The sequence below is a fragment of the Achromobacter sp. PD1 genome (genome assembly GCF_048541815.1).
Classification (GTDB): Bacteria; Pseudomonadota; Gammaproteobacteria; order Burkholderiales; family Burkholderiaceae_B; genus Achromobacter; species Achromobacter bronchisepticus_A.
Genome location: NZ_CP183349.1, coordinates 2,614,572 through 2,640,554, shown reverse-complemented (window position 1 = coordinate 2,640,554; position 25,983 = coordinate 2,614,572). Strand labels below are relative to the sequence as shown.

At 65.2% G+C, this 25,983-nt stretch carries 25 protein-coding genes; 17 read left to right on the top strand and 8 right to left on the bottom strand.

Annotated elements, in window-relative coordinates; translation table 11 throughout:
* The first annotated feature begins 42 nt into the window (after window positions 1-42).
* Complete coding sequence (locus tag ACM1PE_RS12390) at window positions 43-957, top strand: LysR family transcriptional regulator (RefSeq protein ID WP_419343442.1); 915 nt, start codon at window positions 43-45, stop codon at window positions 955-957.
* Between the two features lie 135 nt (window positions 958-1,092).
* On the opposite strand, the gene ACM1PE_RS12385 is transcribed toward ACM1PE_RS12390, so the two are convergent.
* Window positions 1,093-1,260 carry a YhfG family protein gene (locus ACM1PE_RS12385; RefSeq protein WP_419343441.1) on the bottom strand — a complete coding sequence of 56 codons (168 nt, stop codon included), beginning with the start codon at window positions 1,258-1,260 and terminating at the stop codon, window positions 1,093-1,095.
* A 208-nt stretch (window positions 1,261-1,468) separates the two neighbouring features.
* On the opposite strand from ACM1PE_RS12385, the gene ACM1PE_RS12380 reads away from it, so the two are divergent.
* From ACM1PE_RS12380 to ACM1PE_RS12365, 4 genes are all read left to right on the top strand, one after another.
* Window positions 1,469-1,855, top strand: coding sequence for a Rid family detoxifying hydrolase (locus ACM1PE_RS12380; RefSeq protein ID WP_013393965.1), 387 nt, complete (start codon window positions 1,469-1,471; stop codon window positions 1,853-1,855).
* 39 nt (window positions 1,856-1,894) lie between these two features.
* Window positions 1,895-3,985, top strand: a complete 2,091-nt coding sequence (recG, locus tag ACM1PE_RS12375; RefSeq protein WP_059375855.1) for an ATP-dependent DNA helicase RecG — start codon at window positions 1,895-1,897, stop codon at window positions 3,983-3,985.
* Window positions 3,986-4,065: 80 nt separating this feature from the next.
* A complete protein-coding gene (locus ACM1PE_RS12370; protein ID WP_054454135.1) occupies window positions 4,066-5,016 on the top strand; it encodes a LysR substrate-binding domain-containing protein in 951 nt (316 codons plus the stop codon).
* 149 nt (window positions 5,017-5,165) lie between these two features.
* Complete coding sequence (locus tag ACM1PE_RS12365) at window positions 5,166-5,666, top strand: Dps family protein (protein ID WP_059375859.1); 501 nt, start codon at window positions 5,166-5,168, stop codon at window positions 5,664-5,666.
* A 68-nt stretch (window positions 5,667-5,734) separates the two neighbouring features.
* On the opposite strand, the gene ACM1PE_RS12360 is transcribed toward ACM1PE_RS12365, so the two are convergent.
* On the bottom strand, window positions 5,735-6,340 hold the full coding sequence (locus ACM1PE_RS12360) for an RBBP9/YdeN family alpha/beta hydrolase (RefSeq protein ID WP_059376180.1): 606 nt from the start codon (window positions 6,338-6,340) through the stop codon (window positions 5,735-5,737).
* 315 nt (window positions 6,341-6,655) lie between these two features.
* Here ACM1PE_RS12360 and ACM1PE_RS12355 point away from each other — a divergent pair, with 315 nt between their 5' ends.
* The 5 genes from ACM1PE_RS12355 (at window position 6,656) to ACM1PE_RS12335 (ending at window position 12,169) form a co-directional block, all read left to right on the top strand.
* Entirely contained in the window at window positions 6,656-7,783 is a 1,128-nt protein-coding gene (locus ACM1PE_RS12355) for a branched-chain amino acid ABC transporter substrate-binding protein (RefSeq protein WP_059375861.1), read from the top strand.
* A 207-nt stretch (window positions 7,784-7,990) separates the two neighbouring features.
* Entirely contained in the window at window positions 7,991-8,692 is a 702-nt protein-coding gene (locus tag ACM1PE_RS12350; RefSeq protein ID WP_082400978.1) for a response regulator, read from the top strand.
* Window positions 8,685-9,977, top strand: coding sequence for an ATP-binding protein (locus ACM1PE_RS12345; protein ID WP_419343440.1), 1,293 nt, complete (start codon window positions 8,685-8,687; stop codon window positions 9,975-9,977). Before ACM1PE_RS12350 ends, ACM1PE_RS12345 begins: the two co-directional genes overlap by 8 nt.
* Before the next feature lie 148 nt (window positions 9,978-10,125).
* Complete coding sequence (locus ACM1PE_RS12340; RefSeq protein WP_059375865.1) at window positions 10,126-11,220, top strand: serine hydrolase domain-containing protein; 1,095 nt, start codon at window positions 10,126-10,128, stop codon at window positions 11,218-11,220.
* Between the two features lie 61 nt (window positions 11,221-11,281).
* Complete coding sequence (locus ACM1PE_RS12335; protein WP_059375869.1) at window positions 11,282-12,169, top strand: MipA/OmpV family protein; 888 nt, start codon at window positions 11,282-11,284, stop codon at window positions 12,167-12,169.
* A gap of 83 nt (window positions 12,170-12,252) precedes the next feature.
* On the opposite strand, the gene ACM1PE_RS12330 is transcribed toward ACM1PE_RS12335, so the two are convergent.
* From ACM1PE_RS12330 to ugpB, 4 genes are all read right to left on the bottom strand, one after another.
* Complete coding sequence (locus tag ACM1PE_RS12330) at window positions 12,253-13,341, bottom strand: sn-glycerol-3-phosphate import ATP-binding protein UgpC (RefSeq protein WP_419343438.1); 1,089 nt, start codon at window positions 13,339-13,341, stop codon at window positions 12,253-12,255.
* Between the two features lie 128 nt (window positions 13,342-13,469).
* Window positions 13,470-14,321: a sn-glycerol-3-phosphate ABC transporter permease UgpE gene (gene ugpE, locus ACM1PE_RS12325; protein ID WP_013393954.1), complete on the bottom strand. Its 852-nt coding sequence runs from the start codon at window positions 14,319-14,321 to the stop codon at window positions 13,470-13,472.
* 21 nt (window positions 14,322-14,342) lie between these two features.
* Window positions 14,343-15,224, bottom strand: coding sequence for a sn-glycerol-3-phosphate ABC transporter permease UgpA (ugpA, locus tag ACM1PE_RS12320; RefSeq protein WP_059375876.1), 882 nt, complete (start codon window positions 15,222-15,224; stop codon window positions 14,343-14,345).
* A 198-nt stretch (window positions 15,225-15,422) separates the two neighbouring features.
* Window positions 15,423-16,736: a sn-glycerol-3-phosphate ABC transporter substrate-binding protein UgpB gene (gene ugpB / locus ACM1PE_RS12315; RefSeq protein WP_059375879.1), complete on the bottom strand. Its 1,314-nt coding sequence runs from the start codon at window positions 16,734-16,736 to the stop codon at window positions 15,423-15,425.
* 193 nt (window positions 16,737-16,929) lie between these two features.
* Here ugpB and proC point away from each other — a divergent pair, with 193 nt between their 5' ends.
* The 7 genes from proC (at window position 16,930) to ACM1PE_RS12280 (ending at window position 23,692) form a co-directional block, all read left to right on the top strand.
* Window positions 16,930-17,763, top strand: coding sequence for a pyrroline-5-carboxylate reductase (proC, locus tag ACM1PE_RS12310; protein WP_118932469.1), 834 nt, complete (start codon window positions 16,930-16,932; stop codon window positions 17,761-17,763).
* Window positions 17,760-18,329: a queuosine precursor transporter gene (locus ACM1PE_RS12305; RefSeq protein WP_059375887.1), complete on the top strand. Its 570-nt coding sequence runs from the start codon at window positions 17,760-17,762 to the stop codon at window positions 18,327-18,329. The genes proC and ACM1PE_RS12305 overlap by 4 nt, the downstream gene beginning before the upstream one ends.
* Window positions 18,330-18,760: 431 nt before the next feature.
* Window positions 18,761-19,876, top strand: coding sequence for a high-affinity branched-chain amino acid ABC transporter substrate-binding protein (locus ACM1PE_RS12300; protein WP_059375890.1), 1,116 nt, complete (start codon window positions 18,761-18,763; stop codon window positions 19,874-19,876).
* 189 nt (window positions 19,877-20,065) lie between these two features.
* The gene (gene livH / locus ACM1PE_RS12295) at window positions 20,066-20,992 is read left to right on the top strand and encodes a high-affinity branched-chain amino acid ABC transporter permease LivH (protein WP_054454161.1); all 927 of its coding nucleotides are present in this window, start codon (window positions 20,066-20,068) and stop codon (window positions 20,990-20,992) included.
* Window positions 20,992-22,227, top strand: coding sequence for a high-affinity branched-chain amino acid ABC transporter permease LivM (locus ACM1PE_RS12290; protein ID WP_059375894.1), 1,236 nt, complete (start codon window positions 20,992-20,994; stop codon window positions 22,225-22,227). Before livH ends, ACM1PE_RS12290 begins: the two co-directional genes overlap by 1 nt.
* Window positions 22,224-22,991, top strand: a complete 768-nt coding sequence (gene livG / locus ACM1PE_RS12285) for a high-affinity branched-chain amino acid ABC transporter ATP-binding protein LivG (protein WP_013393946.1) — start codon at window positions 22,224-22,226, stop codon at window positions 22,989-22,991. The genes ACM1PE_RS12290 and livG overlap by 4 nt, the downstream gene beginning before the upstream one ends.
* The gene (locus tag ACM1PE_RS12280) at window positions 22,991-23,692 is read left to right on the top strand and encodes an ABC transporter ATP-binding protein (protein WP_013393945.1); all 702 of its coding nucleotides are present in this window, start codon (window positions 22,991-22,993) and stop codon (window positions 23,690-23,692) included. Before livG ends, ACM1PE_RS12280 begins: the two co-directional genes overlap by 1 nt.
* Before the next feature lie 87 nt (window positions 23,693-23,779).
* Here ACM1PE_RS12280 and ACM1PE_RS12275 read toward each other — a convergent pair whose 3' ends face one another.
* Window positions 23,780-24,514, bottom strand: coding sequence for an aspartate/glutamate racemase family protein (locus tag ACM1PE_RS12275; RefSeq protein WP_118932467.1), 735 nt, complete (start codon window positions 24,512-24,514; stop codon window positions 23,780-23,782).
* Between the two features lies 1 nt (window position 24,515).
* On the bottom strand, window positions 24,516-25,982 hold the full coding sequence (locus ACM1PE_RS12270; RefSeq protein ID WP_419343437.1) for an N-acyl-D-amino-acid deacylase family protein: 1,467 nt from the start codon (window positions 25,980-25,982) through the stop codon (window positions 24,516-24,518).
* Between the last annotated feature and the right edge of the window lies 1 nt (window position 25,983).

The following is a 25,983-nucleotide window of genomic DNA, read 5'->3' as shown; positions in this document are numbered from 1 at the left end:
TCAGTAAAATAGAAAGATCGGATCAATTCATAGAGAAAACCCATGAATCTGTCTGCTCGCCAATTGCGCGCGTTCGTGGCCCTGGCCGAAGAAAAACACTTCACCCGGGCCGCCCAGCGCTGCCACCTGACGCAGCCGGCCTTCAGCGCCCTGATCCGCCAACTGGAGGACAGCGCGGGCTTGCGCCTGTTCGACCGCAACACGCGCCATGTGGAACTGACGGTCGAAGGGCAGGTGCTGGACGCGACCGCGCGCAGGCTGCTGGCCGACATGGACCTGATCATGGAGGACCTGCGCGACCATGCCGCCAGGCGCCGTGGGCGGGTGGCGCTGGCGGCCTTGCCGTCGCTAGCCGCGGGTTGGCTGCCGGGGCTGTTGGCGCGCTTTCGCGAAGCCTATCCAGGCATCACGGTGGACCTGCGCGATGCGCTGCTGGATCCCTGCCTGGATCTGGTGCAGGCAGGGCAGGTCGACTTCGCCGTGGCTTCGCGGCGGCCAGACATGAACGATCTGGACAGCGAGTTCCTGCATGCCGACCGCTACTTCCTCGTATGCCGCGCCGACCATCCGCTGGCGGACGCGGGCCGCGCCCGGCTGCGCGACATCCTGCGCTATCCCATGATCCAGCTCGCGCGCGGCAGCAGCGTGCGCAAGCATCTGGACGCCGCCCTGGGCGCAGACGCGCCCGCGCCGGTGTTCGAGGTCGAACACCTGGCCACGGCAACGGGGCTGGTGCGCGCGGGGCTGGGCATCTCGGTTGTGCCGGCGATGACGCTGTTCCACTTCGGCGGCGCCGACCTGCGCATCGTGCCGCTGGCCGGCAAGGCCTTGACCCGGCCTCTCTACCTGGTGCGGCGCAAGGGCCGCACGCTATCGGTGGCGGCGCAGGCCTTGTATGACCTGCTGCGGGAGCATCGGGGGGATATCGATAGCCCGGGATTCCATGGAGTTGGCTAGTCATGGCGGCGATCTCGGAAAGATCTTGCTCAGCCTGCGCGAGCAACGAATCGTCCCGGATGTTCAGTCGGTTGCGCAGCGCGAAACCGCCGGGGTAGCAGTACGGATCCTGTCCGGTGCCGTACTTGTCCAATGTCAGGCAGGCTTGCGATAGGCGCGCAACACGGCTTCGTGGGAAGGCAGTTCGCGCTGCGCGTGGGCGGGCGTGACTGGGTAACCTTCCAGGCGCAGGCTGGCTGCGTAGTTGGAGCGGCGCACCTTTGCCCAATAGTCCAGCTTGGCTTGGAGGCTGGTGTTTTTCAAGGGAAACGCCTCATTTGAGAAACTGCGTGGGTATCCAGACGATTATGCCGAAGCGCGCATTGGACTTGGCTGGCCCAGCCTTGCGGGAAGCATCATATATGTTCCGTCTTGCAGCCACCCTACGGCATTCAGCCACTTTCGCAAAAGTCTATTGCTGGATAAACTTCGATAGTTGTAGTTTCTATCCGACTTTCGAAGGATTCCGCCCATGAGCAAGCAAATCATCCATACCGACACCGCGCCCGCCGCGGTAGGCCCTTACTCGCAAGCGGTTGCCGTAAGCGGCACCAAGACTGTCTATCTCTCGGGCCAGATCGGCCTGGAGCCGGGCACTGGCGATCTGGTCTCCGAGAACTTCGATGCGCAGGTGCGTCAGGCTTTCGCCAACATGCAGGAAGTCATCAAGGCTGCCGGCGGCACGCTGGACAATGTGGTCAAGCTGACGCTGTTCCTGACCGACCTGGGCAAGTTCACGGCCGCCAACGCCATCATGGCCGAGATCATTCCCCAGCCGTTCCCGGCGCGCTCGACCATCGGCGTGGCCAGCCTGCCCAAGGGCGCGCAGTTCGAGGTCGAAGCCATTCTGGTCCTGTAAGGCCCGTCCGGACTTTTCAATCCAGGGGTTCGTTTCTCCATGCCGGCCGCAGCTGCGGCTTCCAAGCGATCCGGCGCCGACAACAAAGGCGCCGGCAAAGCGATGACGGATACGGAGCGCAAGCTTCGTAACCTGGGTTTGGTGCTGCCCGAGGACTTCGTGCTGCACCTGCCGCTGCGCTACGAGGACGAAACCCGCATCATGCCGATCAGCGCCCTGCGGCCCGGTTTTGCCGGGCAGGTCGAGGGCGAGATCACCAAGTCCGAGGTTCTCTACCGGCCCCGGCGCCAGCTGACCGCAACCCTGGCGGACGACAGCGGCGAACTGCAATTGCGCTGGCTGAATTTCTATCCCAGCCAGCAGAAGCAAGTCACGGTGGGCAAGCGCCTGCGTGCGCGCGGCGAGGTCCGCGGCGGCCTGTTCGGGCGCGAGATGGTGCATCCGCGCATGACCAATGCCGACGCGCCGTTGCCCACGGCGCTGACGCCCGTCTATCCCAGCACCGAAGGGCTGCCGCAACTGACATTGCGCCGTGCCATCGCGCAGGCGCTGGACCGCGCCGACCTGTCCGACACCTTGCCCGACGAGGCGCGGGCGCGTTACGACCTGCCGCCGTTCGAACCGGCCATCCGCGCGCTGCATACGCCAGCGCAGGGCGAGTCCGAGCAGGCCTTGCTGGATCGCGTCCATCCCGCCTGGCGGCGCATCAAGTTCGATGAACTGCTGGCGCAGCAACTGTCGCTGGCGGCCGCGCGCGCTGCGCGCCGCGTCAAGGAAGCGGAATCGTTGCCCGTGCGCAATGAGGCTGGGGGCCTGGTCGCCAGATTGTACGAAGCCTTGCCGTTCAAACTGACCGGCGCGCAAGAGCGCGTGGTTCAGGAAATTTCCGCAGACCTGGCCAAGCCGTATCCGATGCACCGCTTGCTGCAAGGCGACGTGGGCAGCGGCAAGACGGTCGTGGCGGCCATCGCCGCCGCCCAGGCCATCGCCAGCGGCGCGCAGGTCGCGCTGATGGCGCCCACCGAAATCCTGGCGGAGCAGCACTTCCGCAAACTGGTGTCCTGGCTGCAGCCGCTGGGCGTGAACGTGGCCTGGCTGAGCGGCAGCCTCGCCGCCAAGGCGCGCCGCGAAGCCGTGGCGGCCGCGGCTGACGGCAGCGTGCAATTGATCGTGGGCACGCAGGCGCTGATCCAGGACAACGTCGAATTCCATCGCCTGGGCCTGTCCATCGTCGACGAGCAGCACCGCTTTGGCGTCGGGCAGCGTCTGGCGCTGACCCGCAAGGGTGAAACCGTGCGCGGGCGCAATGTGCCGCACCAGCTCAACATGAGCGCGACGCCGATTCCGCGCACGTTGGCCATGACTTTTTTCGCCGACCTGGATGTGTCCGTCATCGACGAGCTGCCGCCTGGGCGCAGCCCCGTGCTGACCAAGCTTGTGTCGGACGCAAGGCGCGAGGAAGTCATAGCCCACATTGCCCAGGCCGCGCGCGGCGGGCAGCAGGCCTACTGGGTTTGCCCGCTGGTCGAGGAAAGCGAGGCCCTGGAACTCCAGACCGCCGTGGACACTTACGAAGGCATGCGCGCCGATTTGCCGGACCTGCGCATCGGACTGGTGCATGGCCGGTTGCCGCAAGCCGAAAAGGCCGCCGTGATGCAGGCGTTCCGAGATGGCGAAGTCGACCTGCTGGTCGCCACCACCGTGATCGAGGTGGGCGTGGACGTGCCGAACGCCTCGCTCATGGTGATTGAGCACGCCGAGCGTTTCGGCCTGGCGCAGCTGCATCAGCTGCGCGGCCGGGTCGGGCGCGGCACCGCCGAATCGGTATGCGTGCTGCTCTATCAGACGCCGCTGTCGCAAGTGGCGCGCGAACGCCTGCGGGCCATGTTCGAGACCTCGGACGGCTTTGAAATCGCCCGCCGCGACCTGGAACAACGCGGCCCCGGAGAGTTCCTGGGCACGCGCCAGTCCGGCATGGCCTTGCTGCGCTTCGCCGACCTGGAAACGGACGCGGCCATCGCCGAAGACGCACGCGATGCGGCGGTCTGGCTGCGCGCCGAGCATCCGGCCGCGGTCGAGGCGCACCTGGCGCGCTGGATGCGCGGACGCGAGGATTTCCTGCGCACTTGACCATGCAGCCAGCCGCCAATCTCAATCTAGCAAGCGCCAGCCACAAGGCTGGGGCATAACCCCCGGGGGCGTAGTCCACCATGACTCTCACCGAACTCAAGTACATCGTCGCCGTTGCGCGCGAACGGCATTTCGGCCGGGCGGCCGAGGCCTGTTTCGTCAGCCAGCCCACGCTCTCGGTGGCGATACGCAAGCTGGAAGACGAATTGGGCGTGACGCTGTTCGAGCGCGGCGGCGCCGAGGTCGGCGTCACCCCCATCGGCCAGCGCATCGTGGCGCAGGCGCAGAAGGTGCTGGAAGAAAGTGCCAGCATCAAGGAGATCGCGCGCCAGGGACACGACCCGTTGGCCGGCCCCTTGCGCGTCGGCGTCATTCACACCATCGGTCCGTACCTGTTGCCGCGGCTGGTGCCGGAGCAGATCCGCCGCACGCCGCAGATGCCACTGTTGCTGCAAGAGAATTTCACGGTGCGGCTGGTTGAACTGCTGCGCCAGGGCGAGATCGATTGCGCCATCATGGCTTTGCCGCTGCCCGAGGCCGGCCTGGTCATGCAACCCTTGTACGACGAGCCCTTTGTGGTGGCCGTGCCCAATGACCACGAGCTGGCCCGGCGCCAGGCGATCGACGCCCAGGACCTGAAGCAGCAGACCATGCTGCTGCTGGGCAGCGGCCATTGCTTCCGCGACCAGGTGCTGGAAGTCTGTCCCGAGCTGTCGCGCTTTTCGGCGGCCAGCGATGGCATTCAGCGCACCTTCGAAGGCTCATCGCTGGAGACCATCCGCCACATGGTCGCGGCCGGCATTGGCGTGACCGTGTTGCCCGTGACCGCGGTGCCGGAACAGCCCCCATCCAACAGCCTGCTGCGCTATCTGCCATTTGACGGCCACGTGCCGGAGCGCCGCGTGGTGCTGGCCTGGCGTCGCAGCTTCCCGCGGCTGGCCGCCATCGAGGCGCTGGCGCAGGCGGTCTATGCCTGCGAGCTGCCCGGCGTGAAGATGCTGACCGACGAGGTGGCGGCGGTGCAGGATTGATTTCCGGGCCGCTGTCCGGCGGCTGCGCGCGCGGTTTGCGCCGCGTCAAAAGGTCGCAGGACTGATTGATGAAAGCGGCGGATATTGCGGCATTTCGCCGCATTTGCAGTGTTATCCTTGTTTCGCACATACATCCCTAGGAGCTAGCAATGGCCAAGTCCCCCAAGAAGACCTCCAGCGTTCCGCGCATCAACATCGGCATCTCGGACAAGGACCGCGCCGCCGTCGCCGGCGAACTGTCCAAGCTGCTGGCCGACTCGTACACGCTGTACCTGATGACGCACAACTTCCACTGGAACGTCACGGGGCCCATGTTCAACACGCTGCACCTGATGTTCATGACCCAGTACACGGAAGAGTGGAACGCACTGGACAGCATCGCCGAGCGCATCCGCGCGCTGGGTCACTATGCGCCGGGCACCTACCGCGAATTCAGCAAGCTGTCCTCGATCTCCGAGCCGGACTCGGTGCCCGAGGCCCTGGAAATGGTGCGCCTGCTGGTGACCGCCAACGAATCGGTCGCCAAGACCGCTCGCGCCGCCTTCGAGAAGGCCGATGCCGCCAACGACCAGCCCACGGCCGACCTGCTGACGCAGCGCCTGGACGTGCACGAAAAGAACGCCTGGATGCTGCGCAGCCTGCTGCAGTGATCGCGACGGCCGCCGCATGAAAAACGGAGCCTCGCGGCTCCGTTTTTTTTTCAGCAGCAGGACTGAGTTCAGGGTTGATGCGATAGCGGCCGCGCCGGGATGGGCGCGATCCGCTCGGGCGGCGGCGTCACCCGCCACACCGCGCGCCGGCGCAGCGCGCCCAGCAGCTTCAGGCCCTGCGGCCAGTCGTCCAGGCCGCTCTCGGCGTTGATGTGGCCAGCGCCCGGCACGACCACCAGCCGGCTGCCCCAATCGCGCGCAAAGGCGCGGGCGCGTTCCAGCTGGCAATAGGGATCGTTGTCGCTCGCCACCACCACGCTTTGGAAGGGCAGGGAATGGCGCGGCACCGGCCCGAAGTTTCTCAGGCAGGCGGGAGCATTGTCGCGCTCCACGTCGGCGGGCGCCACCAGCAGGGCGCCAGCGACCTTGGCGCGCAGCGGCACCGGCAGGGCGGCGCTGATCAGGCAACCCAGGCTGTGCGCGACCAGGAGGACGGGACTGCGGGCCTCGTTCACCTCGGTGGCCAGCGCCGCGATCCATTCGCCGGGAGTCGGATGTTCCCAGTCGCGCTGCTCGACGCGGCGCGCATGCGGCAGCAGGGCCATCCAGCGCGATTGCCAGTGTTGCGGTCCGGAGTTTTTCCATCCGGGAACGATGATCGGTTGGAGTCTCATGGCGGCCATGATGCCGGGCGGCCTTAGTAACGCAAACGAATAAATCGTCTTTTGCATATACGCCAGCGGGCATAAGGGCAGCCCGCGAACAATGCCGCAGCGCAATAATCGGACGGGTGTCAAAGTGGTCCGAAACTGGCCTGAGAAGGGCTATTTTTCAGTGTATGCTTGCCGTGCAATCGCAATGCAACCGGGCGTGACCAGGGCCGAAACCCCTGCAAAGGGCAGTCCAGCAGGCATGCATGGCCTGGAGATGATCCGGCGTCCGACCCGGTGCAAAAACTAACGATTACAAATCATTAGAGGAGTCCACACATGAAGCCAGTATTTCGTCTGACCCCGGTCATTGCAGCGCTGGGCGTCGCAGCCGGTCTGGCGTTTGCCTCGGGAGCGCAAGCGCAAACCATCAAGATCGGCGTGGTCGGCCCCACCACCGGCGCGGTCACGCAGTATGGCGATATGGTCCGTGAAGGGGTCGATACCGCGGTCGAGCGCATCAACGCCGCCGGCGGTATCAACGGCAAGAAGCTGGAAACGGTCGTGATCGACGACGGCTGCGAACCCAAGCAAGGCCCGGTCGCCGCCAACCGCGTGGTCAACAGCAAGATCGGTTTCGTCGTGGGCCACGTGTGCTCGGGCGCCACCATCGCCGCCGCCGACATCTACAACAACGAAGGCGTGGTCATGGTCACGCCGTCGGCCACGTCGCCGGCGCTGACCGACGGCAAGAACTACGAGTTCATCTTCCGCACCATCGGCCGCGACGACCAGCAAGGCCCCGCCGCCGCCAAGTTCATCCTGGAAAAGATCAAGCCCAAGAAGGTCGCCGTGCTGCATGACAAGCAGTCCTACGGCCAGGGCATCGCCACCGCGGTCAAGAACGACCTGGAGAAAGGCGGCGTGGCCGTCGCCGTGTTCGAAGGCATCAACGCCGGCGACAGCGACTACTCGGCCGTCATCACCAAGCTGAAGAGCCAGGGCGTGGACTTCGTCTACTACGGCGGCTACCACCCTGAAATGGGCCTGCTGCTGCGCCAGGCGGCCGAACAGGGCGTGAAGGCCAAGTGGATGGGTCCGGAAGGCACGGGCAACCCCGACATCAACGCCATCGCCGGCGACGCCGTCGAAGGCATGCTGTTGACGCTGCCGGCCGACTTCACCCAGAACGCCGCCAACGCCGACATCGTCAAGGCCTTCGAAGCCAAGAAGCGCAACGCCAGCGGCGCCTTCCAGATGACCGCCTACACGGCCACCCAGGTCATCGCGGACGGCATCAAGGGCGCGGGCAGCGACGACCCGACCAAGGTCGCCAAGTACCTGCACGCCAACTCCTTCGATACGCCGATCGGCAAGGTGTCCTGGAACAAGCAGGGCGACCTGACGAACTTCCAGTTCGACGTGTTCACCTGGCACAAGGACGGTTCCAAGACCGTCTACAAGTAAGTCCATGCGCGGGCCGCCGGCCCGCGACGCCGGCGGAGCCACTAGCGGTTCCGCAGGAAACCGGGCCGGAAGCGACAGTCTTCCGGCCCGGTTTTTTTGTTCCTCCGACGAACCGGGAACCGGCGCGGCGCGTTCCGGTCGAACGCGCGCCCGCCGCATTTGCGTAGAATGCGGCGCCATCGACCTCACTTTTTCTGTCTGGACACCATGACCAAGGCCTTGTTAGTCGAAGACGATCCGAAACTATCGCGCCTGATTGCGCAGTTCCTGGAGCAGCACGGTTTCCATGTTGCCCAGGCCTACCGCGGCGATCACGCGGTGGAGGCATTCCGCAGGCATGACCCGGCCATCACCATCCTGGACTTGATGCTGCCTGGCCGCGATGGCCTGCAGGTGTGCCGCGATCTGCGCGCATTCTCGTCCGCGCCCATCCTGATGCTGACGGCCCGCGAGGACGACCTGGACCAGATCCTGGGCCTGGAGTCCGGCGCGGACGACTATGTCATCAAGCCCGTGGAGCCCCGTGTGCTGCTGGCGCGGGTGCGCGCGTTGCTGCGCCGGCATAGTCAGCTGGACGAGCCGCCGGAGCGCCTGGAGTTCGGCCCTCTGGTGATAGACCGTCGTACGCGCGCCGTGGTCCATGCAGGCTCCGAAGTGGACCTGACCACGATGGAGTTCGAGATGCTCTGGGCGCTGGCCAGCCAGGCCGGCCAGGTGCTGACCCGCGACGACCTGCTCAACGCGGTGCGCGGCATCGAATTCAACGGCCTGGACCGCAGCGTCGACGTCTGCGTAAGCAAGCTGCGGCGCAAGCTGGATGACGACCCGCGCGATCCGGCGCGCATCAAGACCGTGTGGGGCAAGGGCTATCTGTTCTCGCCCAAGGCGCACGAGGGCGGTGATGCTTAAGTTTGTCCTGCGGCTGTTCGTGGTGCTGGCGGTGGGCTTCGTCATTTCCAACGAAGTGGTGGACCGGTCCGCCAACTACTTCTTCGAACCCGTCAGCGATGCCTACACGCGCGAAGCGGTGCGTGGCCAGATCCACAGCCTGGTGCAGGAACTGAGCCGCGTACTGCCCGCCGAGCGCGAGGCGCACGTGCGCGACGCGCTGGCGCCGCACTACGGCCTGGCCCTCAGGGTGGTCGACGCCGACAGCTATGGCGCCACCAAGGACGAACGCGCCATGGTGGAGTCCGGCAGCTTCTTCGTGCGCGACAAGCAGCAGACCTTCGTGGCGGCGATTCCCGGTCCGGGCAGGCAATGGCTGGAGGTCAAGCTGCCGCCGGAACCATCCATCGCCCCCTGGCTGATGGCCGCGGTGTATTCCGCCCTGGGCCTGTTGCTGTGCGCCTTCATGCTGGTGTGGGCGCTGCCCATCTGGCGCGACCTGGAAGCGCTGAAGACCGCCGCCTTGCGCATGGGGCAGGGCGACCTGCAGGCCCGGGCGCGCCTGTCGCGCCATTCCAGCATCCGCAACCTGGGCGACACCTTCAACCAGATGTCCGACCGCATCAGCGCCTTGGTAGGCAACCAGCGCGACCTGACCAATGCCGTGTCGCACGAGTTGCGCACGCCGATCGCGCGTCTGTCGTTCGAACTGGACATGATGGACCGCGAGGACGACCCCGCCGCGCGCAGGCGATTGGTCGAGGAAATGAAGAGCGACGTGGCCGAGCTGGACGCCATGGCCTCGGAATTGCTGATGTACGCCCGCCTGGAGCACAAGGGCGACGGCGTGGCGTTGCAACCGCAGGACGCGCGCGGCTGGCTGGATTCGGTGGTGCAGCATGCCGGCTTCGAGGCCGGCGTGTCGGGCGTGCGCTGCGAAGTGGCGCTGTGCCAGGTGCCCGAGGTGCACCTGCACCAACGCTACATGACGCGTGCCTTGCTCAACCTGCTGCAGAACGCCATCCGGCATGCTGGCCGGCAGGTCCAGGTCAGCTTGATCAGTCCGGGCGCGCGCGAGTACGTGCTGATCGTGGACGACGACGGCCCCGGCATCCCGCCAGCCGACCGCGAGCGCATTTTCGAACCCTTCATCCGCCTGGACGAAAGCCGCGACCGCGGGACGGGCGGAGTCGGGCTGGGCCTGGCCATCGTGAGCCGGGTGGCTCGCTGGCACAACGGGACCGTGCAGGCGAGCGACAGCCCCCTGGGCGGCGCGCGTTTCGTGATTGCCTGGAAGACCGCCTGAAGGCTGGCGGCCGCGGCGCGGCACAACGTAAACAAACTTCACAATCCGCCGCCGCAATCTTCACAAACTCCATACAAAGCGGGAAAGATCGCGGGCAGGCGCCTGGATAGCATGACGGCAGTTCTCTTCAGAGGTCTTGCCGCTAGCCATGTTTTCCCTCAGCCGCCTGGTTGCCGTAGGTATGTTGCTGGTCGCCGCGGGCGGTTGCCAGGGCGTGCCTCCCGAAGCGCCGCCTCCGATCGCCCAGGGCGACTACAAGGCGGTGGTGGGTTATCTGGCCCAGCGCATCCCCTATGACATGGACGCTTCCGGCGTGCCGGGCCTGTCGATCGCCATCGTCGACGACCAGCGCGTGGTGTGGAGCACGGGCTTCGGCTACGCGGACCCGCTGCGCCACCGCAGCGCCACCAGCGACACGCTGTATCGCGTAGGGACCATCACCAAGATCGTCACGGCCGCGGGCGTGCTGCGCGCTGCCGACGACGGACGCCTGGCGCTGGACCAGCCCGCCTCGCAGGCGCTGCCCGATTGGGACATCCAACCGCGCCGCGGCGCCATGCAATGGCTGGGCACGCATCCCTTCACCGCCCGCAATCTGCTGGCGGTGCACCCTGGATCGTTGGAAGACACCATGGGACGCGCACGCGCGGACATGGCCTACGCCCTGTTGGGCGACATGGTCGCGCACGTGGCGAGCGAACCGTTCGACACCTACGTGCGCCGCACCATCCTGCAGCCGCTCAACATGCCGCGCGCCGGGTTCCATCCCGACCCGCGCATGCTCGAATTGCGCGCCTCGGGCTACCGTCGCGGCGCGCCCTGGACCGAGGCGCCCCAGCCCAACGAAGCGGCCGACGGCCTGTGGCTCAGCACCTCGGAGATGGCGCGCTTCTCCAGCATGCTGTTCGCCGACGGCGTCTACGAAGGGCGCCGGATACTCAATGCCGACTCGGCCCGCGCCGTGCTCGACATGGAAACGGTGGAAGGCGGCTTGGCGCTGGAGTGCCGCCTGGCCTTGTCCTGGCTGGCAGCGCCCTGTGGCGACGATATCGCCGGCACGCCATTGCGCCTGCATAGCGGCGCCACCGAAGCCTTCCATTCGCGCCTGGTGCTGGCTCCGCGCGACAAGCTCGCAGTGCTGGTCATGAGCAATTCCGACACGAGCGAGCCGTTGGTGGCCTCGGTGTCGACGATGGCGATGGCGCTGATGCGCCAGGCCAAGCAGGGCGCAATCGCCCAATAGATCGGGCCGTTCCCGGCTCCCCGGTTTTATCCCCCCTCAACCTCGTTTCTTGGAAGCTGTTATGAAGCGAAAAATCCGTTCCACCCTGTTTAAACGCGGCGCCGGCGTCGCGTGTCTGCTGGCTTTAGTCCCGGGACTGTCCCTGGCCGATGACGCTGCGAACAGTTCCGTCTACGGCCAGCGCGGGGCCAGCTCGCGCGGGTTGACGGTGGCGACCGGGGAGGGGCCGGCGGACGAATGGCTGTTCTACGGCACGCTGGGCGCAGGCTACGCGCCGCGCTACAGCGGCAGCGACGAGTACTCCGCGACGCCGATCTTCGGCGCAGGCGTGCGCAGTCCGGGCGGCTTCTTCCTCGGTACCGACCGCGGCCTCGGCTGGGAGACGCACGCGCTGAACAGCACATTCAGCTTCTATCTGCAGCCCAGCGCGGCGCGCAAGGACCACAAGAAGGGCTACCAGGGCTCGGACAAGTTGCGCGGCATGGGCGACATCAAGAGCCGTGCGCAGATCGGCATGGATGCCGAAACCACGCTGGGCCCGGTGACCCTGTCGGCCACGATCGCGCATGCCTTCAAGAAGGGCGATGACCGGGACGTGGGCAGCGCCTACACGATGTTCAACCTGGGAGCCAGCACCACCGTGTACGAAGGCAGCGCCGGAGCGATCTCGCTGGCCTTGTCCGGCACCTTCGGCGACGGCAACTACATGCGCACCTGGTATGGCGTGAGCGGCAAGCAGTCGGCGAACTCGGGCTATCGCAAGTACACGCCCAAGGGCGGCCTGGAAAGCGTGGGCCTGGGCGCGACGTGGACCGTGCCGCTCTCCAAGTCCTGGTCGTGGACGACGGCGGCGGAAGCCCGGCGCCTGTATGGCGACGCGGCGGACAGTCCCATCGTGCGAGACCGTGCGCAGTACTCCATCGGCACCATGATGACGTACTCGTATTGATCGGGGGAAAAGCCCGTTCCCGGACGGGAGCGGGCTAGGCGGAAGCGGGCGGGCATTGCCGCCGGCTTCCGGCCAGGGATGGTTTACAGGCCTTGCACGCGGCGGCCGCTGTCGGCCTCGAACCAATGCAGCGGATGGCGGCCGTCCGGGCCCAGGTTGACGCGGTCGCCGACCTTGGCCGAGGACTCGGACAGCTGGCGCGTGGTGCAACGCACGACCAGCATGTTCTTGCCGCAGCGGCTGTGGACCAGCTGTTCGGAGCCCAGCGTTTCGACCATTTCGACTTCGGCCGGCACGCCCTGGGTGTTCAGCAGCATGTGCTCGGGACGCATGCCCATGATGATCTTGCGGCCGCGCACCTGGGAGGGCACCTGCAGCGGCGAGATATCCAGCGCGACGCCGTCCAGTGTCTGCACCGTGCCGTCGCCGGCCACGTTCACTTCCATCAGGTTCATCGGCGGCGAACCGATGAAGCCGGCGACGAAGGTCGAGGCGGGCTTTTCGAATACTTCCATCGGCGAGCCGATCTGTTCAGGTACGCCCTGATACATGACGATCATGCGGTGGGCCAGCGTCATGGCTTCGACCTGGTCGTGGGTCACGTACAGGCTGGTGGTGCCCAGGCGGCGATGCAGCTTCATGATTTCCAGGCGCATCGCCACCCGCAGCTTGGCGTCCAGGTTCGACAGCGGTTCGTCGAACAGGAACACCTTGGGTTCGCGCACGATGGCGCGGCCCATGGCCACGCGCTGGCGCTGGCCGCCGGACAACGCGCGCGGGCGGCGGTCCAGCAGGTGGCCGAGTTCCAGGATCTGCGCGGCCACGTCCACGCGCTTCTTGATCTCGTCCTTGGAGAACTTGCGGATCTTCAAGCCGTAGGCCATGTTCTCGAACACGGTCATGTGCGGGTAGAGCGCGTAGTTCTGGAACACCATCGCGATGTCGCGCTCGGCGGGTTCCAGGTTGTTGACGACCTTGTCGTCGATGAGGATTTCGCCGCTGGTGACGGTTTCCAGGCCGGCGACCATGCGCATCAGCGTGGATTTGCCGCAGCCCGAGGGGCCGACGATGACGATGAATTCACCGTCCTTGACGTCCATGTCGATGCCATGGATGACCGGCACATTGCCGGCGTAGGTTTTCTTGACGTTACGGAAGCTGAGAGTAGCCATGAGTTATTCGTGTTCGGAGTCGTGTTCGGGTGGGCGAGGGCGGGCAGGGGGCACCTTTTCATCGCCGAGCCGTCTCAAGATGAAAACGCCCCCCTGGGGGGCAGCAAGCCGAAGGCGCGGCGTGGGGGTCATTTTTCAGTGTCGACCAGACCCTTGACGAACCATTTCTGCATCAGGATGACGACCAGCGCCGGCGGAATCATCGCGAGCATGGCGGTGGCCATGGTGATGTTCCATTCGGTCACGCTGTCGCCGCCGCTGATCATCCGCTTGATGCCGATGACGACGGGGTACATGTCTTCCTGCGTGGTGACCAGCAGCGGCCACAGGTATTGGTTCCAGCCGTAGATGAACTGGATCACGAACAGCGCGGCGATGCTGGTCTTGGACAAGGGCAGCAGCACGTCGCGGAAGAAGCGCACCGGACCCGCGCCGTCGATGCGCGCGGCCTCGATCAGCTCGTCAGGCACCGTCAGGAAGAACTGGCGGAAAAGGAAGGTCGCGGTCGCCGAGGCGATCAGCGGCAGGGTCAGGCCGGCGTAGCTGTTGAGCAGGCCGAGGTCGGCCACGACCTTGTAGGTGGGCGCGATGCGGACTTCGACGGGCAGCATCAGCGTGACGAAGATCATCCAGAAGAAGAACATGCGGCCGGGGAAGCGGAAGTACACCACCGCGAAGGCCGACAGCAGCGAGATGGCGATCTTGCCGATGGAAATCGCCAGCGCCATGATCAGGCTGACGTACATCATGCGGCCCACGGGCGCGCCCGACGAACCGCCGGACGAGCCGCCGAACAGCGCCTGCATGTAGTTGTCGACGAAATGCTTGCCGGGGATGAGGGACATCGGCGCGGACGCCACTTCCTGCGCGGTCTGGGTGGACGCGACGAAAGTGACATAGAGCGGAAATGCCACCATCGCCACGCCGCAAAGCAGGATGACGTGGGCCAGAATATCCAGCCAGGGACGGCGTTCAACCATTGTTTATAGCCTCGGACAAAATCAATACTGCACTTTGCGGTCGACGTAGCGGAACTGCACGACCGTCAAGGCAATCACAATGAACATCAGCACCACCGACTGCGCCGCGGACGAACCGAGGTCCAGGCCGCGGAAGCCGTCGCTGTACACCTTGTAGACCAGGATGGAGGTCGACGTGCCCGGACCGCCCTGCGTGGTCGTGTCCACCACGGCGAAGGTGTCGAAGAAGGCATAGATGATGTTGACCACCAGCAGGAAGAACGTGGTGGGCGAGAGCAGCGGGAACACGATGCTCCAGAAGCGGCGCGACGGGCTGGCGCCGTCGATCGCGGCGGCTTCGATGAGCGAGCGCGGAATCGATTGCAGGCCGGCCAGGAAGAACAGGAAGTTGTACGACACCTGCTTCCATACCGCGGCGATCAGCACCAGGGTCATGGCCTGGTTGCCGTCCAGGCGCGGATTCCAGTCGACGCCGGCATGGCGCAGGGCCACGGCCAGGATGCCGACGGAAGGCGAAAACAGGAACAGCCACAGCACGCCGACGACGGCGGGCGCCACGGCATAGGGCCAGATCAGCAGTGTCTTGTAGAGCCCGGCGCCGCGGATGACGCGATCTGCCATGACGGCCAGCAGCAAGGACACGCCCAGCCCGACCACCGCCACGAGGATCGAGAACACGGCGGTGACGCGGAAGGAATCCAGGTAGGCCTGTTGCGAGAACAGTTCCATGAAGTTGTCCAGCCCGACGAACTCGGAGGACAAGCCGAATGCATCTTCCAGCCGCAGCGATTGCCACATGGCCTGGCCGGCCGGCAGGAAGAAGAAGACCACGGTAATGATGATCTGCGGCAGGAGCAGCAGATAGGGCAAGGTCTTGTGCCCGAATACAACACGTTTTTCCATAGGGGGAACCCAAGGTACAGAAAAGCGGCGGTTGGAGTAACCGCCGCCTGAAACCGCCTTCGTAAAATGCGACAGGCTTAAAGCCCTAAAAACCCCAGGGCCTTAAGCCTTGTACTGCCTGGTGCAAAACAGCCCAAGTCCTTGTTACGGCATGGAAAATACCGATTGACAGGACTGGGCTGACGTCGCGGAAGGGCGTTACTTTACACTCTTCTCGAATTTTTCCAGCAGTTCGTTGCCGCGCTTGACGATGTTGTCGGCGCCGTCCTTGGCGCTGACCTTGCCCGAAACGATGCGTTCGATTTCGGCGTCTTCGATTTCACGGATCTGCGGCAGGAAGCCCAGGCGCAGGCCGCGCGATTGCGCGGTGGTTTCGACGTTCAGCTGCTTGACGCCGACTTCGGTGCCCGGGTTCTTGTCGTAGAAGCCGTCCTTCTTGGTCAGCTCGTAAGCGGCCTTGGTGACAGGCACGTAGCCGGTCTGCTGGTGCCAGCGGGCGGCGATTTCCGGGCTGGCCAGGAACTTGAAGAACGCGGTCACGCCCTTGTAGGTTTCCGGCTTCTTGTTGGCGAAGACCCACAGCGAAGCGCCGCCGATGATGGTGTTCTGCGGCGCGCCTTGCACGTCGGCGTAGTAGGGCAGGGTCGAGGTGCCGAATTCGAACTTGGCGTTCTTGGCGATGTTGGCGCGCAGGCCGGACGAGCCGGTGATCATGGCGCACTTGCCGCTGATGAACAGCGAGTTCGGCTCGTCGCCGCGGCCGCCGTACATGAAGATGCCTTCCTTGCCCAGCTTGGCCAGGTTTTCCAGGTGGCGCACGTGCAGCGGGGTGTTGATGGCGATGCGGGCGTCCAGGCCGCCGAAACCGTTGTCCTTGGTGGCGTACGGCACGTTATGCCAGGCCGAGAACGTTTCCAGCTGGACCCACGACGGCCAGGAGGTGGTGTAGCCGCATTCCTGGCCGGCGGCCTTCAGCTTCTGGCCGGCGGCAGCCAGCTCTTCCCAGGTCTTGGGCGGCTTGTCGGCGTCCAGGCCGGCCTTCTTGAAGGCGTCCTTGTTGTAGTAGAACACCACGGTCGAGCTGTTGAAGGGCATCGACACCAGCTTGCCGTCGGCCGACGAGTAGTAGCCGGCCACGGCGCCGATGAATTCCTTCGGATCGATCGGGTTGCCGACTTCTTCCGACATCTGCTGGACCGGCTTGATGGCGCCCTTGGCGTACATCATGGTGGCGGTGCCGACTTCGAACACCTGGAGGATGTCCGGGGCGTTGCCGGCGCGGAACGCGGCGATGCCGGCGTTCATGGATTCACCGTAGTTGCCCTTGTAGACTGCCTTGACTTGGTAGTCGGGGTTCTTTTTGTTGAATTCGTCGACCAGGCCGTTCACGCGGTCGCCCAGCGCGCCTTCCATCGAGTGCCAGAATTGGATCTCGGTGGCGGCATGCGCGGAGGCGCCTGCGAAAGCCGTCATGATGGCGGCAAAGGTTAAGGCAATACGGTGGGATCGCATAGAGAGGTTCCTCCAGTTGGGCGTGACGCGACCGGGTTGTCCGGGCGCAGAAAACACGACACCTTATGAATTGTTTGTGACAAAACCGTGACTTTCACATCACTCCAAACGCCTGTCAAATTGCGCGTTTTAGGCGCGAACGAACATTTTTCTTTTTTTTCCCAACGAGAACTCCCGTTTACAATCGGCCCCTATGAAAAACGAACTTTCGATTGCGTTCATCGGTGGCGGCAATATGGCCGCTGCGCTGGCCTCCGGCCTGGCCGGCAAAGTATGCGCCGCCGGCAACATACATGTCATTGACATAAACCAGGATTCGCATGCCGCCTGGCAGGCTCGCGGCATGACCACCGCGACGGCTCCGGGCGAGGCCCTGGCGCGGTGCCGGGTCTGGGTGTTCGCTGTCAAGCCACAGAACATGAAGGACGTTGTGGCTTCCACGCGTCAATGGTTGCGTGAAGACACTTTGGTGGTAAGCGTGGCGGCCGGCATCCGTGCCGATACGCTGGCCGCCTGGCTAGGCACGCCCGACGCGCCGTTCAAGCGCCTGGTGCGCTGCATGCCGAACACGCCGGCCCTGGTGGGCGCCGGCATCACCGGCCTGGCGGCCCTGGATGGGGTGGACGCAGCCGACCGCGACCTGGCGGCCCGATTGCTGTCCAGCGTGGGCGACGTGGTGTGGGTCGCCGACGACGCCGCGCTCGATGGCGTGACCGCGTTGTCGGGCAGCGGCCCGGCGTATGTGTTCCTGTTCCTGGAAGCGCTGGTGGCCGGCGGGCAGAAGGTCGGCCTGACGGCCGAGCAAGCCAAGCAATTGGCGTTGGGCACGCTGGCTGGGGCGACGCGCCTTGCCGCCGAGTCTTCTGAACCGCTGGCCACGCTGCGCGAACGTGTGACGTCCAAGGGCGGCACCACGGCCGCGGCGCTCAATGCGTTCGGCGCGGCCGGGTTTGCCGGCATCGTCGAAGACGCCATGGCGGCCGCCGCCCAACGCTCGCGCGAGCTGGCGGAGGAGTTCGGCAAATGACGGCCGCGGACGGGAGCGCGGGCTCCCGGCGCTTTGCGCTCATGAGCCGGCCGCAATTCGCCATCGCCGTGCTGTGCATGCTGGTGGTGGTGGTCGGTTCGAACATCCTGGTGCAGGTGCCGCTGAATGACTGGCTGACCTGGGGCGGGCTGTCCTATCCGGTCGCCTTCCTGGTCACGGACGTGCTGAATCGCCGTTTCGGCCCGGCGGCCGCGCGCCGAGTGGTCTGGTTCGGTTTTGCCGCCGCCCTGGTCGTGTCGGTATGGGTGGCCTCGCCGCGCATCGCGCTGGCTTCGGGCCTGGCCTATATCTGCGCGCAACTGGTCGACATCCAGGTGTTCGACCGATTGCGCGACCAGCGCTGGTGGCGCGCGCCCTTGGTGTCGGGCGTGCTTGGCGCCATCCTGGACACGGCCGTGTTCTTCAGCGTGGCTTTCGCGGCTACCGGCGCGCCCTGGATGACCTGGATGATGGGCGACCTGGCGATCAAGCTCGCGGTCAATATCAGCATGCTGGCGCCTTTCCGGGCGCTGATGTGGAATCTGGCCAAGCCGGCCAATGCCTGAGCATGCGGCGGGGCGCCTGTGGTCTTCAGGCCGCCCCGGGCTTTAATCCAGTGAATAACTACGCACGTTAATTATTATTCGTAAGTCCTGCGTAAGCACTGTATTTAAATGCGTCCTTAAACAGCGTATTAATCGGCGGCTATATATATCCCAAAGCACAATTCCGGATGGCGCGCCAGATGATAAATACGATTTTCTTGCGGATTCTCCAACGATTTCATGGGTTTGCCCCGGCTATCCGTCACGATTAAAGGTGCGCGCCAAAATATTGGGGATTACACGCAGTGACAGTATGGCGGCTTGCTTCCAGAATACCGGCCACACCGTGTTTTTGCCCAAGAAGCCGGCGACGGGCGACGAGGATTAACGGATTACCCAACCGATAAACCGCGTCGGACAGAGCCGCTCAAAACCTCGCTGGAGAACTCCGCATGAAGTTTCTGAATCGCCTTACCCCGGTAGCCATGGCGCTTGGGGCACTTGCCTTGGCTGGCGCCGCGCACGCCGCCGACACGATCAAGATCGGCATTCCCCAGCCCATGACCGGCCCCAATACGCAATACGGCGACCAGATCCAGGCCGGCGCATTGACCGCGATCGAGACCATCAACGCCAAGGGCGGCGTCAAGGGCAAGAAGCTCGAACCCATCCTCATCGATGACGGCTGCGAACCCAAGCAGGCCGTGCCGGCCGCCAACCGCGTGGTCAACTCCGGCGCCAAGTTCGCCGTGGCCCACGCGTGCTCGGGCGTGACCGTGGCTGCCGTCAAGGTCTACGAGGAAGAGGGCATCGTCGGCATCACCCCGGGCGCGACCTCGCCGCTGGTCACCGACACGATCAAGCCGCATTACTTCTTCCGCACCATCGGCCGCGACGACCAGCAAGGTCCGTACGCCGCCAACTACATCGCCAAGACCCTGAAGCCCAAGAAGGTCGCCGTGCTGCATGACAAGCAGACCTACGGTTCGGGCGTGGCCACCCAGGTCCGCGATTCGCTGGGCAAGGAAGGCGTGAACGTCGCCATGTTCGAAGGCATCAACGTCGGCGACAGCGATTACTCGGCCATCATCACCAAGCTCAAGTCGGCTGGCGTGGACCTCGTCTATTTCGGCGGCTACCACCCCGAGCTGGGTCTGTTGCTGCGCCAATCGCGTGAACAAGGCCTGAAGGTCCAGTTCATGGGTCCGGAAGGCACCGCCAACCAGGATCTGGTGGCGATCGCCGGCCCGGCCATCGACGGCCTGCTGGTCACGCTGCCGGCCGACTTCACCAAGCTGCCCGGCAACGAGAGCATCGTGAAGGCCTTCAAGGACGCCAAGCGCGATCCGGACGGCGCCTTCCAGATGCCGGCGTACGCCGCCGTGCAGATCCTGGCCGACAGCATCAACGCGGTGGGCGAAGACCCCGCCAAGGTGGCCGACTATATGCACAAGACCACTTTCAACACCGGCATCGGCAAGGTCGAGTACGACGCCAAGGGCGACCTGAAGAACTTCGAGTTCGCCGTCTATAAATGGGATAAGGACGGCAAGAAGACCCAGCTGTAAACTCGCGATCCCGCCGGCGTCGCCGGCGTGTAGGGCCTGTCGTCCTCGTTCTGCCGTAATCCGCGTAGCGATGCGCCAAAAGCGCTGTGCGGCCGGCGGGCGCAGATGCCAGGCCCTTATAAAATACGCCCAGGTTTCCGGCTCCGGGTCTCTCCACCGGGGCCGGAACCATTTGGAGCAAGAGAAATAATGTCTGACCTCATACCCCAACTTACCCAGCAATTCTTCAACGGATTGTCTCTGGGCGCGATCTATGCGTTGATTGCCATCGGCTACACAATGGTCTACGGCATCATCGGTATGATCAACTTCGCTCACGGCGAAATCTATATGATCGGCGCCTATGTCGGCCTGGTCACCTTGACGGCCATCGGCACCAATAGCGGCTTGCCGATACCGTTCATCATCGCCGCCATGTTGGTCGTGGCCATCGTGGTCACGGGCATCTACGGCTTCAGCGTCGAGCGCGTCGCCTACAGGCCGGTGCGCGGCAGTCCCCGCCTGGTGGCGCTGATCTCGGCCATCGGCATGTCGATCTTCCTGCAGAACTGGGTGGCCCTGGGCCAGGGCGCGCGCGACATGGCCGTGCCATCGCTGGTGTCGGGCGCCGTGCAGTTCCACATGGGCTCCGACTTCGACGTGACGGTGCCGTATTCGCGCATCATGATCATCGTGGTCACGGTGGTGCTGATGATCGGGCTGACGCTGTTCATCAAGTATTCCCGCATGGGCCGCGCCTCGCGCGCCTGCTCGCAGGACATGCACATGGCGAACCTGCTGGGCATCGACACCAACCGCGTGATCTCGTTCACCTTCGTGATGGGCGCGATCCTGGCGGCGGTGGGCGGCGTGCTGATCGCCATCACCATCGGCAAGCTCAATCCCTTCATCGGCTTCCTGGCCGGCATCAAGGCCTTTACCGCGGCAGTGCTGGGCGGCATCGGCAGCATCCCCGGCGCCATGCTGGGCGGCGTGCTGCTCGGGCTGGCCGAGACCTTCGCGGCTGCCTACATCTCCTCACAGTACAAGGACATCGTGGCGTTTTCGCTGCTGATCCTGATCCTGCTGTTCCGTCCCACCGGGCTGTTGGGCAAACCTGAGGTGGAAAAAGTCTGATGTCGAACAACAATCTGAAAAACGCCACGATGGCGGCCGTGCTGACGGCTGTCATCGTCACCCCCGTCTTCGGCCTGCAGTTGATCCGCCAGGGCGCCCGCACCACGATGGAATCGAACTGGTCGCTGGTGGCGATTGCCGCCGCGATCGTGTTCGTGTTCCAGCTGCTGCGCCCCTGGATCGCCAAGCCGTTCCAGAAGCTCAAGACGAGCCTGCCGACCTTGCCGGCGGCGCCTGTCAAGACCCACAAGCCGCTCGCGTTGTTGCTGTTGGCGATAGCGGTGGTGTGGCCGTTCTTCGCCGGACGCAGTTCGGTGGACATCGCCACGCTGGTGCTGATCTACGTGATGCTGGGCCTGGGCCTGAACATCGTCGTGGGTTTCGCCGGCCTGCTGGATCTGGGCTTCGTGGGCTTCTACGCCGTCGGCGCCTATACCTACGCCTTGCTGTACCACTGGGGCGGCTGGAGCTTCTGGGAAGCGCTGCCGTTCTCGGGCGCCATGGCCGCGCTGTTCGGCTTCATTCTGGGCTTTCCGGTATTGCGATTGCGCGGCGACTACCTCGCCATCGTGACGCTGGGCTTCGGTGAAATGATCCGCCTCTTGCTGATCAACCTGAACACGCTGACCGGCGGTCCGGACGGCATCTCGGGCATCCCCAAGCCGACGGTGTTTGGCCTGGAAATGACGCGCCGCGCCAGCACGGAAGGCGGCACCACGTTCCATGAATTCATGGGCTGGAACTTCCAGAACCAGGACATGGTGGTGTACCTGTACCTGATGGCGCTGCTGTTGGCGCTGGTCACGCTGTTCGTGTCGACGCGGCTGATCCGGATGCCGGTCGGCCGGGCCTGGGAAGCGCTGCGCGAGGACGAGATCGCCTGCCGTTCGCTGGGGCTGAATCCCACGCGGATCAAGCTGTCCGCGTTCACGCTGGGCGCCATGTTCGCCGGTTTCGGCGGCGCGTTCTTCGCGGCGCGCCAGGGCATGGTGAATCCGGAGTCCTTCACCTTCATCGAATCCGCGCTGATCCTGGCCATCGTGGTGCTGGGCGGCATGGGCTCGCAGGTGGGCGTGATCCTGGCCGCGGTGCTGCTGACGGTGTTGCCGGAAGTGGCGCGCGAGTTCGCCGAGTACCGGATGCTGATGTTCGGCCTGGTGATGGTATTGATGATGATGTGGCGTCCGCAGGGGTTGTTGCCCATGAAGCGTCCCCATGTGGAGTTGGCTAAATGAGCGAGGCATTGCTGAAAGTATCCGGACTCACCATGCGGTTCGGCGGCCTGCTGGCCGTGGACAGCGTGGCGTTCGAAGTCAAATCCGACGAGGTGTTCGCCATCATCGGCCCCAATGGGGCAGGCAAGACCACCGTGTTCAACTGCGTGGGCGGCTTCTATGCGCCGACGGCGGGCGACATCACCATGGACGGCAAGGCCATCACCGGTTTGCCCAGCCACAAGGTGGCGCGCCACGGGCTGGTGCGCACCTTCCAGAACGTGCGCCTGTTCAAGCAGCTGACCGTGCTGGAGAACCTGCTGGTCGCGCAGCACACGCAGGTGGAGTCGCGGCTCTTGCCGGGCCTGCTCAAGCTCAAGTCCTATCGCCAATCCGAGACCGACGCGCTGGCGCGCGCCGCGCAATGGCTGGATTTCATGGGTTTGCGCGAGTTCGCCAACCGCGAGGCGGGCAACCTGGCCTACGGCCACCAGCGCCGCCTGGAGATCGCGCGCTGCATGATCACCAAGCCGCGTCTGCTGATGCTGGACGAACCGGCGGCGGGCCTGAATCCTCAGGAAAAGCGCGATCTGCAGTCGCTGATCGACCAGCTGCGGCGCGAGTTCGGCGTCGCGGTGCTGCTGATCGAGCACGACATGAGCCTGATCATGGGCATCTCCGACCGCATCCTGGTCATGGAGCACGGCAAGCCCATCACTACCGGCACCCCCGAGCAGGTGCGCAACGACGAGCGCGTCATCAAGGCGTACCTGGGGGAAGAGTAATGCTTAAGCTGGATAACATTCATACCTACTACGGCGCCATCCAGGCGTTGAACGGGGTGTCGGTGGAGGTCAACAAGGGCGAGATCGTCACGCTGATCGGCGCCAACGGCGCGGGCAAGACGACGCTGCTGATGACCGTCTGCGGCAACCCCCGCGCCAAGGAAGGCACGATCACGTTCGAGGGCGAGGACATCACCCACAAGGACACGCACCACATCATGCGCAATGGCATCGCCATTTCGCCGGAGGGGCGGCGGGTCTTCAAGGACCTGACCGTGGCCGAGAACCTGATGATGGGCGGCTTCTTCGCCAAGCGCGAGGAGATCCAGGCGGGCATCGACCACGTGTACGGGCTGTTTCCGCGCTTGAAAGAGCGCGCCAGCCAGCGCGCCGGCCTGATGTCGGGCGGCGAGCAGCAGATGCTGGCCATCGGCCGCGCCCTGATGACGCGTCCGCGCCTGTTGCTGCTGGACGAGCCGACGCTGGGCCTGGCCCCGCTGGTGATCGCCCAGATCTTCGACATCATCCGCGAGATCCGCGAGCAGGGCGTGACGGTGTTTCTGGTCGAACAGAACGCCAACAAGGCGCTGGGCGTGGCCGACCGCGGCTATGTGCTGGAAAACGGGCGCGTGGTGTTGCAGGACACCGGCGCCAATCTGCTGGTCAACGATCAGGTGCGCAAGGCGTATCTGGGCGGCTGATTGCGATTCCCCGCGAAGGGAAATTGGGGCGCATCGGAAGATGCGCCTTTTTTTTCGCCTGCTTGGCGCGGGGAAGGAGTAGCGGGCTCAGGCCGCCAGCAGTTGTTCGGCCTGGTAGTGCGCGATTGCGGCTCGCGCCAGCGCGTCGATGGAGTCGGTCAGCGTCACGCCCAGGCTGGGGCGCAGCGCGTGCGGCACGGCCAGCGGCAGTTCGGTGCAGCCGAGCACCACGGCGTCCGCGCCGCGCGCCTTGAGGCGGGCGATGCATTCGGCGGCCGGCGCGTAGGCGTCCTCCAGGCGGTTGGCCTTGACCGCGCGGATCGAGCCCATGCAGTAACGCTCGACTTCGTCGTCGTCGGGCACGATGCACTCGTAGCCTTGCGCTTCCAGATGCCGCTGGTAAAGGCCCAGCTTGAGCGTGGCCGCGGTGCCCATCAGGCCGATGCGGCCGGCGGGCAGGCCCAGGCGGCGCAGGTCGTCGATGACGGCCTGGATGATGTGCAGCACGGGCAGGTCGGTGGACGCGGCGATCTGGTCGTACCAGAGGTGGGCCGTGTTGCACGGAATGGCGATGAGCTGCGCGCCGGCGTTCTGCAAAAAGCGCACGCCTTCCTGCATGTAGGGCAGGGGATTCTCGCCGCCGGCCATGTAGGCGCTGGAACGGTCGGGAATGCGGGGGTCGTTGCGCAGCAGCGTGGGGATGTGCTGCTGGTCGATCGCGGCGGGCGTCAATGCCGCCAGGCGCAGGGCAAAGGCGGCGCCCGCCATGGGGCCCATGCCGCCCAATACACCCAGGTAACAACCCTGGGAATAGCTGTTCACGTTATTTACTCCGAGGTAATGCCGTCCCGGGCGTCAAGACCTGGCCCGGGCGTTCGGCGCTGGTTCGTTCCCCGTCCCAGACCTGCCTGCCATTGACCCAAACTGCTTGGATGCCCTGGCTTGCCTGAATGGGAGCTGAAAAAGTGGCCACATCTGTCACCGTGGCGGGATTGAACAGCACCAGATCAGCATGATACCCCTCCCGCAACAGGCCGCGCTCGGCGATGCCGTATTGGTCCGCGGCGAGGCCGGTCATTTTGTGGATGGCCGTTTCCAGCGTCAGCAGGCGCTGTTCGCGCACCATGGCGCGCAGCACGTTGGTGAAGGTGCCCCATTGGCGGGGGTGCGGATGCGGATCGAAGGGCAGGCCGTCCGACCCCACCATGGTCAGCGGATGCGAGAAAATGCGGCCGACGTCGGCCGGGTCCATCAGGAAGTAGATGGCGCCGGCAGGCGCGAGGCGTGCGACAGCGGCTTCGTCGTCCAGGCCCAGTTCCGCCATGACTTCGCTGAAGTCGCTGCCGGTGGCTTCGGGGTAGCCCTTGGACCAGGTGATCATGGTGCGGCTGGCCAGCCGCGCGCGGTCCAGCCGCAGCATGGTGGAGGTGGCGGGGTAGGGATGGCAATCCAGGCACACCGCCTGGGTGGCGGCGGCGCGGCTGATCAGGTCCAGGGTTTCGCGGCTGCGGCCGTGGTTGCGCTCGCCGGCCAGCTTGTGGTGCGAGAACACCACGCGGCAGTCGAGTTCGCGGCCGATCAGCAGCGCTTCTTCCATGGCCGGCACGATGTGGTCTGCCTCGTCGCGCAGATGGGTGGCGTAGACGCCGGGACGGCCGCGCAGCGGCGCGCAGACGTCGATGATCTCGTCGGTGGGCGCGGCGCTGGCCGGCGGATAGAAGGTGCCGGTGGATACGCCGAAGGCGCCCGCGTCCAGCGCCTCTTGCAGCAGCGCGCGCATCGCGGCGCGTTCGTCCGCGTCGGCGGCGCGCGAGGTGTCGTCCATGACCGCCACGCGCAACGTGGTGTGGCCGACCAGCGGGGCCACGTTGACAGCGGCGGGCGTGGCGCGCAGCGCGTCCATCCAGGCGCGGAAACTGCTGAAACGGAACAGTTCGGCCGGACCCAGCAGGTCCAGCGGCTGCGGGATGGCGGTCCCGGCCAAGGGGGCCAGGCTGATGCCGCAATTGCCGGTGACCACGGTGGTGATGCCCTGTGAGACCTTGGGCAGCATGTCCGGATGCGCTAGCAGGTAGCCGTCGTCGTGGGTGTGGGAGTCGATGAATCCGGGCGCCAGGGCCAGGCCGCCGGCGTCGATGACCGGCACGCCAGCGGGGTGGGCGAAGTTGCCCACCGCCGCGATGCGGCCGTCATGCACCGCCAGGTCGCCCTGTCGGGCGGGTCCGCCGGTGCCGTCGACGAGCGTGGCGCCCGCCACGATGAAGTCTGCTTGCAGCATGCGCGCGCTCATG